The sequence below is a fragment of the Micromonospora sp. CCTCC AA 2012012 genome (assembly GCF_040499845.1).
Lineage (GTDB): Bacteria > Actinomycetota > Actinomycetes > Mycobacteriales > Micromonosporaceae > Micromonospora > Micromonospora mangrovi.
On sequence record NZ_CP159342.1, the window covers coordinates 3,778,798 to 3,793,793 of the forward strand.

The following is a 14,996-nucleotide window of genomic DNA, read 5'->3' on the forward strand; positions in this document are numbered from 1 at the left end:
CGGTTCCCTGTCCGCGCCCGTCACGCCGCCCCCTTCCGACCTCATGGTCACCCGCCGGGGGCGGCGTGCGGGGCGGAACCGTCAGCTGACCGCCTCGCCGGCCGGGGCGGGGGTGTCGGCGTCGACCCGGTGGGCGCGGACCTTGTGGCCGACGCTGGTCAGGCAGCGCCCGCTGGGCAGATCGAATTTCCAGCCGTGCAGCTGGCAGGTGAGCTGGTCGCCGTCGACGATGCCGAAGCGGCTCAGGTCGGCCTTCAGGTGCGGGCAGCGGCGCTGCACCACCCATCCGTCCAGGGTGATGTCCTCGGCGTCGACGGCCCGCTCGTGCTCGTCGTACCAGCCCTCGGCGTACTGGAGGCGCTCCTCGGAGAGGCACTTGAAGAAGGCGTAGACGAACTCGTTGTACTGGCCGATCCGGGCGGCGGAGAACCGGCAGGAGAGGAAGAGCGAGTTGACCCAGTCCACCTCTTCGATGTGCAGCAGGTGCTCGATCAGCGCCCGCTCGGTACGGAACCGGTAGCGCACCTTCTCGTCCGCGTACGGCCGGACCTCCTTGCCCGGGAAGTCCACCACGATGGATTCGACGCTCTCGCCGTCGTAGCCGACCAGGTCGAAGCGGACCGGGCCGCCGACGCCCTTGGCCAGATAGATGGACTCGTCGAGCAGCGGCTCGATCCGGCGCTTCATCCCGGCGAGCACGTCCACCTCGGGGTGCCGCCAGGACGCCTTCTCCGCCTCGATCACGGGACGCTTGCGCTCCCGCATCTCCTCCAGGTGGGCGACCTTGTTCGCGAAGAACTCCTCGACCGGCACCGGGTGGGTGGTGGTCGCGCCCTCGGTGGTCACCTCCGCGACGCTGCCGGGCAGCAGCACGATGCCGTTGGTGCCGCCGACCTTCGCGTACTCGGACAGGAAGACCGACTGGTCGGGGAAGATGTTGCCCTCGTCGCCGTGGATGTCGTTGAACTGCCACAACGCGTCGTCGAGGAAGCACGGCGGGCCGGCGATCGGGAAGACGTGGTCGGCCTTCAGGTCGTCGATGTAGCGCCAGGTGCGGTCGAACTGCCGATCCCGCTTCTGCTTGCCGAACGCGGTCTTCGCCGACTGCGGCAGCTCGTAGACCATCGGGTACCAGATCGCGCCGGAGAACTGGAGCAGGTGCGCGTGCACGTGACCCAGCTCGGCGAAGACGGTCAGGTCGGTGGGGCGGGCGTCGTTCTGGTTGAGCAGCCGGACGCCGTCGTACTCCACCCAGAGGGAGGAGTCACCGATCGGGCCGTCGGTCGGGCTGGTCAACGCCTGAATCATGATCTTCAGGCCGCCGGGCAGCTCCACGACCTGCTCGTTCGGGGCCTTGAGGAACTTCGTGAAGCCCAGCTCCCGCAGCTCGTCCTCCATCTCCGAGGTGGGGAACTCGGGCAGCAGGACGGTGGCGTCCTTCGAGACGAAGTCGCGCAGGTGCTTGGCGTCGAAGTGGTCCCGGTGCAGGTGCGACACGTAAAGGTAGTCGACCTGACCCAGGGTCTCCCAGTCGAGCAGCGAATTGTCGGGGAACGGGAACCACGAGGCGAAGTAGGCCGGATTGACCCACGGGTCGCACAGGATGCTGCCCGCGGCCGTGTCGATCCGCATGCTGGCATGCCCCGTACCGGTCACTCGCACCGCAGTCCCCCTCAAAACGACAATCAAGGTGTACGTCAAGACGCTACCGGAGGCAGTCTGGCCACCGCCCCGCGACGCCGGTAGTGCCGTTCCGCCCCGTCGAAGAGGGGTCCAACGGCCCGGGCGCTCCGCCCCTGGCCTCCCGGCGTCCGGTCCCGCCGCGCCGACGGTCCGCCGGCGATCAGGTCGGACCCTGCGCCGGGCCCGGTGCGGGGCGTGCCAGACTAACCGGAGATCCGATTGCGAGGGAAGGACCGACAGTGGCAGGAAGCGAGCCGGTAACCGCGCCAGATCAGCACAAGCCCGGGCACCGCAAGTCGGGGCGGATCGGTGCGGTGCTCTCGGCGGTGGTCTTGGTAGTGATGGCGCTCTGCGGCAATCACGAAGGCAAGGTCGAGGACATCTGGCTCATCGGGATCGCCCTGGTGCTGCTCGCCATCGTCATCGGCGACTCGGTGCTGCGCCGCAACGGCCTGCGGTCCTGACCGGGCCGGATCCCGGACCCGGCAGACACGAGGGCCCACCCCCGTCGGGGGTGGGCCCTCGTCGTCGTCCCGGGCCGGTCAGCGGCCGAAGAGGATGTCCTGCACGTCCTTGAGCGCGGCGTCGACCTCGGCCTCGAAGTAGCCACCGGGCACCAGGGGGAAGCGCAGGGTGTCCAGGTCCTTCGGGTTCACCGGCATCGGGTTGCGCCCCTGCATCCCGCCGAGCAGCGTCTCGAAGAAGCGGTCGACCTGGTCCGGGTCGTATCCGCTGCCGAAGCGCCGCACCTGGAAGCTGCGTCGGATCTGGTCGACCCGGTAGAGGTCGCTGCCGGGCGGGCCGGCCATCGGCGGGCCGACCATGGGCGGGCCACCGACACCGGGGCCACCCATCGGCGGGCCGGACAGCCCCGGCCCCATCCCCTGCTGCGGCAGCGCCGGCGGACCGGCCGGGCCACGCCCCCGCGGGTCGCGCAGATCCCGGTCGGGCATCCGGATCTCGGCGGTCATGTCGGTACGGCCGTGCCGGCCGGCCTCGAACCCGTCGAAGCGCGGCTCGTCCTGCCCGCCGTAGCGCGGGTCGTCCTGGGCCCCGTAGCGCGGGTCGTCCTGCGGGCCGTAGCGGGGATCGTCCTGGGCGCCGTAGCCGGACGGACCCTGGGGCAGGCCGCGCGACGGGGGCGGACCGGCGTGGCCCACCGGACCGCCGTGGCCCATCGGGCCGGGACCGGCCGGGCCGCGCGGCGCGTCGTACCCGCCACGGGGGGCGTCGTACCCACCGGCGAAGGCACCGGTCGGCTCGTCGTAGCGGCCGTAGCGGTCGGCGGGCGGGCCGGCCTGCGCCGGCATCGGCCGGGGCGGCATCGGCGGCTGCGGCACCGGCGACAGGCCACGCTCGTCCCGCATGGGCGGGCCGAGCCGGTCCGCCATCCGGGGGTCGCCACCGCGTGCGCCGGTGGGGGCACCGCGCTCCTCCAGCTCGGCCAGCTGCCGCTCGACCCGGTCGAGGTGCAGGTCGACCTGCCACTCGTCGTAACCGTTGAAGCGGACCCGGAAGACGACGTCGTGCACCTCCTGGGAGGCCACGGGCGCGCCGATCGGCTGACCGTCGAGGGTCGCCTCGACCCGGTCCAGGAAGGCGTCGACCTCGTCGACCTTGTATCCCCGGCGGAGCGCCTTACGCCGGAAACGCTGACCCTGACTCGCCACTATGTCTCCTGGTCTCGTTCGCTACGCCCGGTCACGCCGTTGCCTCGCGCGGCGCATCGGTGTCCCTGTCCTCGGCGGCGGCGAGCTGCCCACACGCGCCGTCGATCTCGCGTCCCCGGGTGTCCCGCACGGTGGTCGACACCCCGGCGTCGCGCAACCGCCGGACGAACTCCCGCTCGACCGGCTTCGGGCTGGCGTCCCAACGGCTGCCCGGAGTCGGGTTGAGCGGGATGAGGTTCACGTGGGCCAGCTTGCCGGCCAGCAGCCGCCCGAGCAGATCGGCTCTCCACGGCTGGTCGTTCACGTCCTTGATCATCGCGTACTCGATCGACACGCGACGCCCCGTCGTGGCGGCGTAGTCCCATGCCGCGTCCAGCACCTCGGACACCTTCCAGCGCTGGTTGACCGGGACGAGTTCGTCGCGAAGCTCATCATCGGGGGCGTGCAGCGACAACGCAAGGGTCACTGAGAGGTCTTCGCTGGCCAGTCGGCGGATGGCCGGCACCAGCCCCACCGTGGAAACGGTGATGTGGCGCTGCGACAGGCCGAGCCCCTCGGGGGCCGGCGTGACGAGCCGCCGGATCGCCGCGACCACCCGGGAGTAGTTGGCGAGCGGCTCGCCCATGCCCATGAAGACGACGTGCGACAGCCGCGGCGGGGAGCCGGCGACGGCACCGGAGGCGGCCACCCCGGCGAGGTAGACGGCCTGGTCGACGATCTCCGCGGTGGAGAGGTTGCGGGTCAGCCCGGCCTGGCCGGTGGCGCAGAACGGGCAGGCCATGCCGCAGCCGGCCTGGCTGGAGATGCAGACGGTGACCCGGTCCGGGTAGCCCATCAGCACGCTCTCCACCAGCGAGCCGTCGTGCAGCCGCCAGAGCGCCTTGCGGGTGGCGCCGTCGTCGCAGGCCAGCTCGCGTACCGGGGTGAGCAGGGTGGGCAGCAGCGCGCCGGCGAGCTTCTCGCGGGTGGCCGCCGGCAGGTCGGTCATCTGGGCGGCGTCGCGCACCAGCCGGCCGAAGTAGTGGTGGGAGATCTGCTTGGCACGGAACGCCGGCTCGCCCAGCTCGGTGGCGAGCGCCTGCCGACCCGGCAGGTCCAGGTCGGCGAGGTGCCGCGGCGGCATCGCCGGCCGGCGGCCGCGGGCGTCGGGGTCTACGGAGATCAGGGGGAGGCTCGTCATGGCTGGTCCAGTCTGACACGCCCGGAGCGGGACGCACCCGGCCGTAGGTGCCGAATCGACCCCGACCAGGCAACCGAGCCGGCTCCGGCGGCGTGATCCATGCCTCAACCCGCCAGCGGGGCGAAGACGGCGAGCAGCAGGTAGGCCGTGGGGACCGCGAAGAGGATCGAGTCCAGCCGGTCCATCAGGCCACCGTGACCCGGCAGCAGGTTGCTCATGTCCTTCACGCCCAGATCCCGCTTGATCATCGACTCGGCGAGGTCGCCGAGGACCGCCGCGCAGGAGACCGCCACCCCGAAGAGCGCACCCCACCAGGGAGCCACGTCGAAGAAGAGCCAGATCAGCACCGCGCTGCCGACCGCCGCCGCGGTCACCGACCCGGCGAAGCCCTCCCAGGACTTCTTCGGGCTGATCGACGGGGCCATCGGGTGCTTGCCGAAGGAGACGCCGGCCGCGTACCCGCCGGTGTCGGAGAGGACCACCGCGACGAGGGTCGCCAGGACCCGCAGCCGCCCGTCCCCCGGCGCCGCGGCCAGCATCGCCGCGAAGCCGGCCAGGAAGGGCACGTAGACGGCGATCAGGGTGGCCGCGGTCAGGTCCCGCTGGTAGTTGCCGGGGCCGTCGCCGAGCCGCCAGATCATCGTGCCGAGCACGGTCACCAGCAGGCCCAGGCTCAGCGCGTCCGGGCCGGCGAACCAGGCCAGCCCGACGGTGAGCACGCCACCGGCGATCAGCGGCACCAGCGGCGGGTGCGCGCCGCTGCGGCGTACCGCCCGGGCCATCTCCCAGGTGCCGACCGCCACGGCGGCGGCGATCACCCCGAGGAACGCCAGCGGATAGAAGAAGAGCGGCACCAGGATCACCGCGCCGAGGCCCAGCCCCACCCCGATCGCGGCCGGCAGGTTCCGCCCGGCGCGGCTGGGCGCGGCCTGCAGGGTGGGCGGCCGGTCGGCGCTGGCCCGGCGACGCCCCCGGGCCCGCCGTCCCGCCGGGGCCGCCGGCTCCGGGTCGGGCGCCGCGTCGGCCCGCACCGGCGCGAGCTGCGCCGTCGGGTACTCGTCGTCCCGACCGGGTTCGTCGTGGTCGTCCCGGTCGCGTCCGGAACGGCCGTCGACCCGGCCGGCGCGCTCGTCGTACGCGCCGGGGCGCTCGTCGGGGCCGCCGAGCTGCCCGGTGTACGGGGCGGGGCGGCCGGCGCGGGCCGGCTCGTGCCGGTCGACGTCGGGTCGGGCGTACGGCTCGGCGTACGGGTCCACCGTCGGCCGGGGCCGGCGGTGCGGCTCGGCGTACGCCTCAGGGTTGCCGCCCGGCCGCCGCCGCGGACCCGGCTCCAGGTCGGTCTCCGGCCAGGGCAGCGCGGGCGGGCGGTCCGGCCGGTCCCAGCCTCGGGGATCGGCGGCGCCGTAGGGGTCGGGGTGGGACATCAGGCACCGAGCGGACGCGGTACGAGATCCACCACATGACGCAAGACCAAGACATCCCCTACAGGCGTGCGAAGTTCCGGTTGACCGGCCCGACAGCCGGCTGATCCCCGCCGTTCACCCGGTGGTGGTCGGGAATCGTGCCGAGCCTACTGCACCCGGGAACCCGGCACGGCGGACGATGGCCCACCGACGACGACGGCACCGGGTCCGCCACCCGGGTGGGCGGCGACACACCGGTGCCGGCGGCGTCGTCGGACGCTCAGACCTCGAGCAGCTCGGTTTCCTTGTGCTTGACCAGCTCGTCGACACCGGAGACGAAGCGCTGGGTCAGGTCGTCCAGCTCCTTCTCGGCGCGGCGGCCCTCGTCCTCGCCGACCTCGCCGTCCTTGACCAGACGGTCCAGCTCTTCCTTGCCCTTGCGACGGATGTTGCGGACGGCCACCTTGGCCTCCTCACCCTTGTGCCGGGCCACCTTGATCATCTCGCGGCGCCGCTCCTCGGTCATCTGCGGGAGCAGGATGCGCAGCTGGTTGCCCTCGTTGTTCGGGTTCACGCCGAGGTCCGAGTCGCGGATCGCCTTCTCCATGGCGTTGATCTGCGAGTTGTCGTACGGCTTGATGATCACCATGCGCGGCTCGGGGACGCCGATGGACGCCATCTGGGGCAGCGGGGTCGGGGTGCCGTAGTAGTCGATGATGACCTTGGAGAACATGGCGGCGTTGGCGCGACCGGTGCGGATGGCGCCGAACTCCTCCTTGGCGTGCTCGATGGCACGCTCCATCTTCTCCTCGGCCTCGAGGAGGGTGTCGTCGATCACCGGTCTCCTCGCCTCCTTCTTGTGCTCGTCGTGGGCTCTGCGGGATGTCGTGGGGAGGGCCGCTGTCGTCGGCGGCGCCGCTCAGGCGGTGATCAGGGTGCCGATCTTCTCGCCACTGACGGCGCGGACGATGGTGTCGTCGCCCTGCGCGCCGAAGACCAGCATCGGCAGGCCGTTCTCCATGCAGAGGCTGAACGCCGCCGCGTCGGCCACCCGCAGGTTGCGGCGCAGCACCTCGGAGAAGGTGATCGAGTCGAGCTTGCTGGCCGTCGGGTCGATCCGGGGATCGGCGGTGTAGACGGCGTCCACGCCGTTCTTGCTCATCAGCACCACGTCGGCGCGGATCTCCAGCGCCCGCTGGGCGGCCACCGTGTCGGTGGAGAAGTACGGCATGCCGGCACCGGCGCCGAAGATGACCACGCGGCCCTTCTCCAGGTGCCGGATCGCCCGCAGCGGGATGTACGGCTCGGCGACCTGGGCCATGGTGATCGCGCTCTGCACCCGGGTCTCGATGCCCTCCTTCTCCAGGAAGTCCTGGAGCGCCAGGCAGTTCATCACCGTGCCGAGCATGCCCATGTAGTCGGCCCGGGCCCGGTCCATGCCGCGCTTCTGCAGCTCCGCGCCGCGGAAGAAGTTGCCGCCGCCGACCACCACGGAGACCTGCACGCCGCGGCGGACCACGGTGGCGATCTGCCGGGCGATGGCCTGGACGACATCGGGGTCGACGCCGATCGCGCCGCCGCCGAAGACCTCGCCGGAGAGCTTCAGCACCACCCGACGAGCCCGCCCGGGCGGCGGGGCGGTCGGATCATCCGCCGCCAGGCTCCGGTCACTCACAACCTGCGTCATCCGACCCGCCCTTCCCGTCGCGGCACCGTACGTGCGCCGCGTGCCGCGTTGCTGCCCTTGCCGACCCTATGTGACGAGGAGGCCGCGGTGCCTGTCGCGTACACCGGCGGCCTCCTCGTCGACGTTCCCTGCCCACGGGCGCGTCATGCGCCCGATCCGGCGGCTCAGGCCTGGCCGACCTCGAACCGCAGGAAGCGGGTGACCTCGATGCCGGCGTCGGCCAGCACCTGCTTCACCGTCTTCTTGTTGTCGGCGACCGACGCCTGCTCGACCAGGACGTAGTCCTTGAAGAAGGAGTTCACCCGGCCCTCGACGATCTTCGGCAGCGCCGCCTCGGGCTTGTTTTCCTCGCGGGCGGTCTGCTCGGCGATGCGCCGCTCGGACTCGACGACCTCGGCCGGCACCTCGTCACGGGTGAGGTACTTCGGCCGCATCGCGGCGATCTGCATGGCCACGGCGCGGGCGTCGGCGTCGCCGGCCTCGTCGGTCTTGCCGGCGTACTCCACCAGCACGCCGACGGCGGGCGGCAGGTCCTGGCTCTTGCGGTGCAGGTAGACCGCGGTGGTGCCGTCCAGCTTGGCGAAGCGGTTCAGCACCAGCTTCTCGCCGATCTTGGCGGACTGCTCCTGGATCAGGTCGGCGACCGGCTTGCCGTCGATCGAGCTGGCCAGCAGCTCCTCGGCGGTGCCGGCGCCGCTGCGCTCGCCGTGCTCGACGAGCTGCTGGGCCAGGGCGATGAAGGCGTCGTTCTTGGCGACGAAGTCGGTCTCGCAGTTGAGCTCGAGCAGCGCCTTGCCGGAGTGCGCGACCAGGCCGTTGGCGGCGGTACGGCCGGCCCGCTTGCCGACGTCCTTGGCGCCCTTGACGCGCAGGATCTCGATGGCCTTGTCGAAGTCGCCCTCAGCCTCGGTCAGCGCCTTCTTGGAGTCCATCATGCCGGCGCCGGTGAGGTCGCGGAGCTTCTTGACGTCCGCGGCGGTGAAGTTGGACATGACTCTCTCTTCGGTGTCGTGTCGGTGGGATGGTCTGCGTGCCGGTCTACCCGGATCCGGGCCGGACGTGCCCGGCGTACCCGCCGCGCCCCGCCGTCCGTGACGACGGACGGCGGGGGCGCGACGGTGCGGTCACTCCGCGGCGGCGGTCGCCGGCTGCTCGGCGGGCTGCTCGGTCGGCTGGGCGGGCTGCTCGGCGGCCTGCGCCGGCTCCTCGTCCGCCTTCTTCGGCTGCTCCAGCAGCTCGCGCTCCCACTCGGCCAACGGCTCGTCGGCGCCAACACCCGGCTCGGGCTTCTCGTCGCCACCGCGACGACGGCCGGAGCGGGCGATCAGACCGTCGGCGACGGCGGCGGCCACGACCTTGGTCAGCAGCTCGGCCGACCGGATCGCGTCGTCGTTGCCCGGGATCGGGAAGTCGACCTCGTCCGGGTCGCAGTTGGTGTCGAGCACCGCGATCACCGGGATGCCCAGCTTGCGGGCCTCGTCGACGGCGATGTGCTCCTTCTTGGTGTCGACGATCCACACCGCGGCCGGGAGCTTCTGCATGTCCCGCAGACCACCGAGGGTCTTGGTCAGCTTGATCTTCTCGCGGGAGAGCTGCAGGGTCTCCTTCTTGGTGTAACCGGCGGCGGTGCCGCTCAGGTCACCCAGGGCCTCCAGCTCCTTCATCCGCTGAAGGCGCTTGTACACCGTCTGGAAGTTGGTCAGCATGCCGCCGAGCCAGCGGTGGTTGACGAACGGCTGACCGACCCGGGTCGCCTGCTCGGCGATGGCCTCCTGGGCCTGCTTCTTGGTGCCGACGAAGAGGATGCTGCCACCCTCGGCGACGGTGCCCCGCACGAAGTCGTACGCCTTCTCGATGTAGTCGAGGGTCTGGCGCAGGTCGATGATGTAGATGCCGTTGCGCTCCGTCATGATGAAGCGCTTCATCTTCGGGTTCCAGCGCCGGGTCTGGTGCCCGAAGTGGACACCGCTCTCCAGCAGCTGACGCATGGTCACGACGGCCATGGTGGGGTACTCCTCAAGATCCCTGGTTGTCACGCCCGGCCGGTGGCCGGGCGTCCTGGCGCCTGGTCGTCGGCCGTGGTGGGCACCGAAACAGGATCGGGACCAGGGAGGCCGCCGCCCCACGACGAACCGTGGAGAGGGCGCGCGAGGTCGACCGCACGAGGGCGGTCGCCAGTTGACCAGTGTACGCGCCCCCTCGGCCACCCGGCCCCCGGGTTCGCGCAGGGGCCGCCGCCCCCTGCCGCCGCTCCCCGACGGCGGGCTCAGCCGACCGCGAGGGCCGCCGCGACGAAGAGCACCAGCCCGACGGTGAGGTACGCCGTCGGCGGCCGGAGCCAGCCCCGCGAGCCGTCCGCGAGGGCCAACCCGCCGGTCCGCAGCCCGTACAGGCCGGCCGCGAAGATCGGCAGGCCCGCCACCAGGAAGGTGCCGACCACCACGTGCGAGGCCGACACCGGGTCGCCGACCAGGCCGTGCAGCAGCACCCGCAGCGCGGGGACCTCGAAGACCAGCACCAGCGCCGCCAGCAGCACGGCCAGCGCCGGCCGGCGGGTCCGGTAGACCCCGTCCCCGGGCGGCGGCCCGTCCGGGCGGGGCAGGACGGCCGGCATCGGACCGGTCGGCATCTCCAGCGGGTGCGGCACGCCGGTCATCGTCGACGGGCCGGACGGCGGCTCACCCGCACCGAACGCGGTGGGACCGGACGGGGCTGGGCCGGTCGGCCGTTCGCCGACGACCAGGGGCGTCGGGCCGGACGGCCGGTCACCGACGGTCAACGGCGCCGCAGCAGCGTGGGCCGCCCCGTCCGGGCGGGACGGCTCGACGATCGGGTAACCGCCGAGCGGAGCCGGCCGCAGTGCGTCGGATGTCCGGTCCGTGCCGAGCGGGTCGGCGGTGTCCCGCAGGCCGACGCCGAGCGGGTCGACGGTCTCGCGGGCCGCCCGGCGGCCACCGCGCTCGCCGGGCAGCTCACCGGAGACCTCGGAGGGGTCCGGCTCACCCCGGCGGGAACGGCCGCGGTAACCGTCGGGGTCCTGGCGTACGTCACCGAGCGGGTCGGCCGCGCCGAAGCGCCCGGTGTCGGCGTACCGGGGCGGGGCGTCGGCGTACCGGCCCTCGTCGGCACCGCCGCGCTGCTCCGGGACGCGGAAGTCGTCGTCGCGGTGGCGGGGATCGTCCGTGTTGCGCCAGTCCGCCTCGGTGTAGCCCCGGTCGCTCCAGCGCGACCCCTGCTGATCGTCGGGAAAGCTCCGTCGTCCGTCCACGACCGGCACGGTATGCGACCGGCTCCACGCGCGCCATCCGCCCCGGTGGGTGACGAGGAGCCCGGTCATTCCGGCACGAGGAGGGTCATCGCGGGCACACGTCGAGTGACGACGACGTCGGTCGCATAGCACAGCGACGGCATGATCGTCCGGTCGTCCACAGGCCGGTCCGTCATCCACAGGTCGCCGTCCCGGGGCGGCCCGCCGACCCGTCCGGCCCGCACCCTGACCGCCATGACGAAGCGGAACCAGGCCGTCGGCGCGTACGGCGAGCGGTGCGCCCTGCGGCACCTGATCGAGGCGGGACTGCGCCCGGTCGCCCGGAACTGGCGCTGCCCCGACGGCGAGATCGACATCATCGCCTTCGACGGCGAGGTGCTGGCCTTCTGCGAGGTGAAGACCCGGCGTACCGGTGACTTCGGCACCCCGGCGGAGGCGGTGGTGCCGGCGAAGGCGCGCCGGCTGCGCGGCCTGGCGGCCCGATGGCTGGCGGAGACCGGCACCACCGCCGACGAGGTGCGCTTCGACGTCCTGGCGGTCCGCGTCGCCGGCGCGGGCGCGGCCCAGGTGGAACACCTCAAAGGCGCGTTCTGAGATGAGCTACGCCAAGGTGCTCTGCGTGGGACTGGTCGGGGTGACCGGGCACGTGGTGGAGGTGGAGGCCGACCTGGCGCCGGGGCTGCCCGCGGTGGTCATCTCGGGGCTGCCCGACACCGCGCTGCACGAGGCCCGCGACCGGGTCCGCGCCGCCATCGTGAACTCCGGCGAGAAGTGGCCGAACCGGCGGATCACCCTCAACCTGCTCCCGGCCACCCTCCCCAAGTACGGCTCGGCGTTCGACCTCGCCATCGCGGCGGCGGTGCTGGGCGGCTCCGGCGAGCTGCCGTTGCTGCCCCTGGAGCGGACGGTGGTCCTCGGCGAGCTGGGCCTCGACGGGACCGTCCGACCGGTCCGTGGCGTCCTGCCGATGGTCGCGGCGGCCGCCCGGGCCGGCTTCGGCCGGGTCGTCGTACCGGTCGACAACGCGGCCGAGGCCGCCGTCATCCCGGGGGTCCGGGTGCGCTCCGTGGACACCCTGCACCGGCTCGTCGCCTTCGTCCGCGACGGCACGCCGCTGATCGAGCCGGCGACCGCCGGGCCGACCGACGTTCCCGGCGGCCCCGACCTGGACGAGGTGGCCGGGCAGCAGCTCGGCCGCCGGGCCCTGGAGGTGGCCGCCGCGGGCGGGCACCACCTGGCGCTGCTCGGGCCCCCCGGCGCGGGCAAGACCATGCTCGCCGAACGGCTCCCCTCGATCCTGCCCGAGCTGGACGACGAGGCCGCCCTGGAGGTCTCCGCGCTGCACTCCGTCGCCGGGCTGCTCCCCGCGGGCGGCCGACTGCTGCGCCGGCCCCCGTTCCAGGCGCCGCACCACACCGCGACGGTGCCCTCGCTCGTCGGTGGCGGGTCCGGGCTGGCCCGCCCCGGGGCGGTGTCGCTGGCCCACCGCGGGGTGCTCTTCCTCGACGAGGCGCCCGAGTTCAGCAAGGCGGCGCTGGAGGCGCTGCGGCAGCCGCTGGAGAACGGTCGGATCCAGCTCCACCGGGCCGGCGGCGGCACGGAATACCCGGCCCGGACGCAGCTGGTGCTGGCCGCCAACCCCTGTCCCTGCGCCAAGCCCGCCGGGGACGCGTACTGCGAGTGCAGCCCGCTGGCCCGGCGGCGCTACCTCGGCCGGCTCTCCGGGCCGCTGCTGGACCGGGTCGACGTCCAGGTGCGGCTGCCCCCGGTCCGCGCGGCGGAGCTGCTCGCGGCCGGCGACGCGGGCGAATCGTCCGCCACCGTGGCCGCCCGGGTGGCCGGCGCGCGGCAGGCCGCCGCCACCCGCTGGGCGGGCACCGGCCACCGGCTGAACGCGGAGATCCCCGGCCCCCACCTGCGCCGCGCACCGTGGCGCCTGCCCGGGCGGGACACCCGGGAGCTGCGCGGGCGGCTCGACTCCGGGTCGCTCTCCGCCCGCGGATTCGACCGGATCATCCGAATGGCCTGGACCATCGCCGACCTCGACGGGCGGGACCGCCCCGACGGCGGCGACGTCGCGGAGGCCATCCACCTGAGGACAGGAGAAGGCACGTGAGCACCCCCGAGGCCCGCCTGCTGGCGCGGGTGGCGTTGACCTGGCTCACCGAGCCGGGCACCTGGTCGGTGCACCGGCTGGTCGACCGGCTCGGCCCGGTGGCCGCGCTGGAACTGCTCCTCGACGGCGGGGCGCCGGAGGAGCGGCTGCGGGCGACCGTGGCGGCCCGGACGGCCGCCGGTGACGCCCGGGCGGTGGCGGAACAGGCGGTGGCGCGTACCGCGCGGCTGGGGGCCCGGATCGTGACACCGGAGGACGACGAGTGGCCCGCCCCGGTCGCGGACCTGCGCCGGTTGGCGCTGCCGGGGGCCAGCCGCCGGGTCGACCTGGAGACCGCCCCGCCGCTCTGTTTCTGGGTACGCGGGGCGTGGCCGCTGGCGGAGGCGCTCGACCGGTCGGTGGCCGTGGTCGGCGCCCGGGCCGCCACCGCGTACGGGACGCACGTCGCCACCGAGCTGGGCTACGGGCTGGCCGACCGGGACTGGACGGTGGTCTCCGGTGGCGCCTTCGGCATCGACTCCGCCGCGCACCGGGGCGCACTCACCGCCGGTGGGCTGACCGTCGCCGTGCTGGCCTGCGGCGTCGACCGCCCCTACCCGATGGGCAACACGGCGCTCTTCGACCGGATCGTCGAGACCGGCCTGCTGGTGAGCGAGTGGATGCCGGGTGCGGAGCCGTTGCGCCCCCGTTTCCTGATCCGCAACCGGGTGATCTCCGCCGGCACCCGGGGCACGGTGCTGGTGGAGGCGGCGGCCCGCAGCGGTGCCACCCAGACCCTGAACCGGACGATCGCCGTCGGTCGTACCGCGATGGTGGTGCCGGGACCGGTGACCTCGGCGATGTCGGTCGGCGCGCACGAACTGCTGCGCGAGCAGCCCCGGGCCCGGCTGGTCACCGGGGTCGCGCACGTGCTGGAGGAGGTGGGGCGGATCGGGTACGACCTGGCCCCGGTCGCGCGCACCCCGGAGCGCCCGCGCGACCGGCTCGACGACGAGGCGGCCCTGGTGCTGGAGGCGCTGCCCCGCCGGGGCGCGCTGGGGCTGGACGTCCTCGCCGCGCGGGCCGGGGTGGACGTCCGCACGGCGATGCGCAAACTGTCCCTGCTGGAGGAGCTGACCCTGGTGGTACGCCGTGACGACGGCTACGCGCTCGCCCCGACCCCGGCCAGGCGGACCACCGGCACCACGGCGGGCGGCACCGGGTGAGCGCCGGTCGCACGGCGACCGGGACGACCATCGGGGCGACCGGGTCAGTCGCCCTCGAAGCGGATCTCCACGTCCGGGTCGTGCAGGCAGCGGCGGGCCAGCAGCGCCAGCCGGCGGACCTGGTCCCGCTCGGCGGGCGCCTCGGCCACCTCGGCCAGGCAGCGCAGGTCGGCCAGCAGCTGCGACACCGCGTCGGCGCCCACCACCAGCTCACCGAGCGGATCGACCCGGTCCAGCAGCGGCGTACGACCTCCGCCTCGCACCCGCTTCAACAGCTCCCACAGCACGTCGTCGGGATCGGCCACCACCTCGGCCGTCACGTACGACGCGCGGCGTCGGCTCGGACCGGCCCGGACCAGCCGGTAGCGGACCACATCCACACCCACCGTCGGTCCCCTCTCCCGTCGGCGTCGCCGCACCCGGCCCGACGCCCGTCCACCACGCGCGCCGCCTCGGCCGTCCCCCGGCAGCACCCCTGTACGGGAAGCGGCAGCGGCCCGCGCCTCGTCACGCCCGCGCCGCGATCATCCCCTCCACCCGTCCATTTTCTCCCGTCCCGGCATCGTCGGCCAGCCCCGAACGACCGCCGTCGCCGCCGGCACGGACACCGGCGGCCCGACGGGCTGCCCCGGTGCCGACGTGCCCTTACGCTGGGCCGGTGACCGCACTCCGGGTGCCTTTCCCGCCGACGGGGCGGGCCGACCACGACGCCGCGGCGACGACGCCCCCGCCGTGTCCCGATCGCGACGACGCCGTCGGCTGTGGACGTGTCCCGTGGTGACCC

The 14,996-nt window shown here is 73.5% G+C and carries 15 protein-coding genes; 4 read left to right on the plus strand and 11 right to left on the minus strand.

Going from position 1 to position 14,996, the window contains the following annotated elements:
- Positions 1-81 precede the first annotated feature (81 nt).
- Positions 82-1,662: a Rieske 2Fe-2S domain-containing protein gene (locus tag ABUL08_RS16440; protein ID WP_350930795.1), complete on the minus strand. Its 1,581-nt coding sequence runs from the start codon at positions 1,660-1,662 to the stop codon at positions 82-84.
- A 260-nt stretch (positions 1,663-1,922) separates the two neighbouring features.
- Between ABUL08_RS16440 and ABUL08_RS16445 the strand changes: the two genes are divergently transcribed.
- Positions 1,923-2,147, plus strand: coding sequence for a DUF2631 domain-containing protein (locus tag ABUL08_RS16445; RefSeq protein ID WP_242797710.1), 225 nt, complete (start codon positions 1,923-1,925; stop codon positions 2,145-2,147).
- 78 nt (positions 2,148-2,225) lie between these two features.
- Here ABUL08_RS16445 and ABUL08_RS16450 read toward each other — a convergent pair whose 3' ends face one another.
- The 9 genes from ABUL08_RS16450 to ABUL08_RS16490 form a co-directional block, all read right to left on the minus strand.
- Complete coding sequence (locus ABUL08_RS16450) at positions 2,226-3,353, minus strand: DivIVA domain-containing protein (RefSeq protein ID WP_350930796.1); 1,128 nt, start codon at positions 3,351-3,353, stop codon at positions 2,226-2,228.
- Between the two features lie 31 nt (positions 3,354-3,384).
- Positions 3,385-4,533, minus strand: coding sequence for a 23S rRNA (adenine(2503)-C(2))-methyltransferase RlmN (rlmN, locus tag ABUL08_RS16455; protein ID WP_350930797.1), 1,149 nt, complete (start codon positions 4,531-4,533; stop codon positions 3,385-3,387).
- Positions 4,534-4,637: 104 nt separating this feature from the next.
- Positions 4,638-5,957, minus strand: a complete 1,320-nt coding sequence (locus ABUL08_RS16460) for a phosphatidate cytidylyltransferase (protein WP_350930798.1) — start codon at positions 5,955-5,957, stop codon at positions 4,638-4,640.
- 259 nt (positions 5,958-6,216) lie between these two features.
- On the minus strand, positions 6,217-6,774 hold the full coding sequence (gene frr / locus ABUL08_RS16465; RefSeq protein WP_350930799.1) for a ribosome recycling factor: 558 nt from the start codon (positions 6,772-6,774) through the stop codon (positions 6,217-6,219).
- 81 nt (positions 6,775-6,855) lie between these two features.
- Positions 6,856-7,623: a UMP kinase gene (gene pyrH, locus ABUL08_RS16470; RefSeq protein ID WP_350930800.1), complete on the minus strand. Its 768-nt coding sequence runs from the start codon at positions 7,621-7,623 to the stop codon at positions 6,856-6,858.
- A 164-nt stretch (positions 7,624-7,787) separates the two neighbouring features.
- Complete coding sequence (tsf, locus tag ABUL08_RS16475; RefSeq protein WP_242797700.1) at positions 7,788-8,615, minus strand: translation elongation factor Ts; 828 nt, start codon at positions 8,613-8,615, stop codon at positions 7,788-7,790.
- Positions 8,616-8,747: 132 nt separating this feature from the next.
- Complete coding sequence (gene rpsB, locus ABUL08_RS16480; RefSeq protein ID WP_350930801.1) at positions 8,748-9,626, minus strand: 30S ribosomal protein S2; 879 nt, start codon at positions 9,624-9,626, stop codon at positions 8,748-8,750.
- A 263-nt stretch (positions 9,627-9,889) separates the two neighbouring features.
- The gene (locus tag ABUL08_RS16485; protein WP_377521751.1) at positions 9,890-10,900 is read right to left on the minus strand and encodes a hypothetical protein; all 1,011 of its coding nucleotides are present in this window, start codon (positions 10,898-10,900) and stop codon (positions 9,890-9,892) included.
- A gap of 56 nt (positions 10,901-10,956) precedes the next feature.
- Positions 10,957-11,127 carry a hypothetical protein gene (locus ABUL08_RS16490; RefSeq protein ID WP_350930803.1) on the minus strand — a complete coding sequence of 57 codons (171 nt, stop codon included), beginning with the start codon at positions 11,125-11,127 and terminating at the stop codon, positions 10,957-10,959.
- On the opposite strand from ABUL08_RS16490, the gene ABUL08_RS16495 reads away from it, so the two are divergent.
- The 3 genes from ABUL08_RS16495 to ABUL08_RS16505 are packed head-to-tail and all read left to right on the plus strand — an operon-like array spanning position 11,126 to position 14,212.
- Positions 11,126-11,485, plus strand: coding sequence for a YraN family protein (locus ABUL08_RS16495; protein ID WP_350930804.1), 360 nt, complete (start codon positions 11,126-11,128; stop codon positions 11,483-11,485). The genes ABUL08_RS16490 and ABUL08_RS16495 overlap by 2 nt on opposite strands.
- 1 nt (position 11,486) lies before the next feature.
- Positions 11,487-13,007, plus strand: coding sequence for a YifB family Mg chelatase-like AAA ATPase (locus ABUL08_RS16500; RefSeq protein WP_350930805.1), 1,521 nt, complete (start codon positions 11,487-11,489; stop codon positions 13,005-13,007).
- Positions 13,004-14,212, plus strand: coding sequence for a DNA-processing protein DprA (locus tag ABUL08_RS16505; protein ID WP_350930806.1), 1,209 nt, complete (start codon positions 13,004-13,006; stop codon positions 14,210-14,212). Before ABUL08_RS16500 ends, ABUL08_RS16505 begins: the two co-directional genes overlap by 4 nt.
- A gap of 44 nt (positions 14,213-14,256) precedes the next feature.
- Here ABUL08_RS16505 and ABUL08_RS16510 read toward each other — a convergent pair whose 3' ends face one another.
- Positions 14,257-14,598, minus strand: coding sequence for a hypothetical protein (locus tag ABUL08_RS16510; RefSeq protein ID WP_350930807.1), 342 nt, complete (start codon positions 14,596-14,598; stop codon positions 14,257-14,259).
- Between the last annotated feature and the right edge of the window lie 398 nt (positions 14,599-14,996).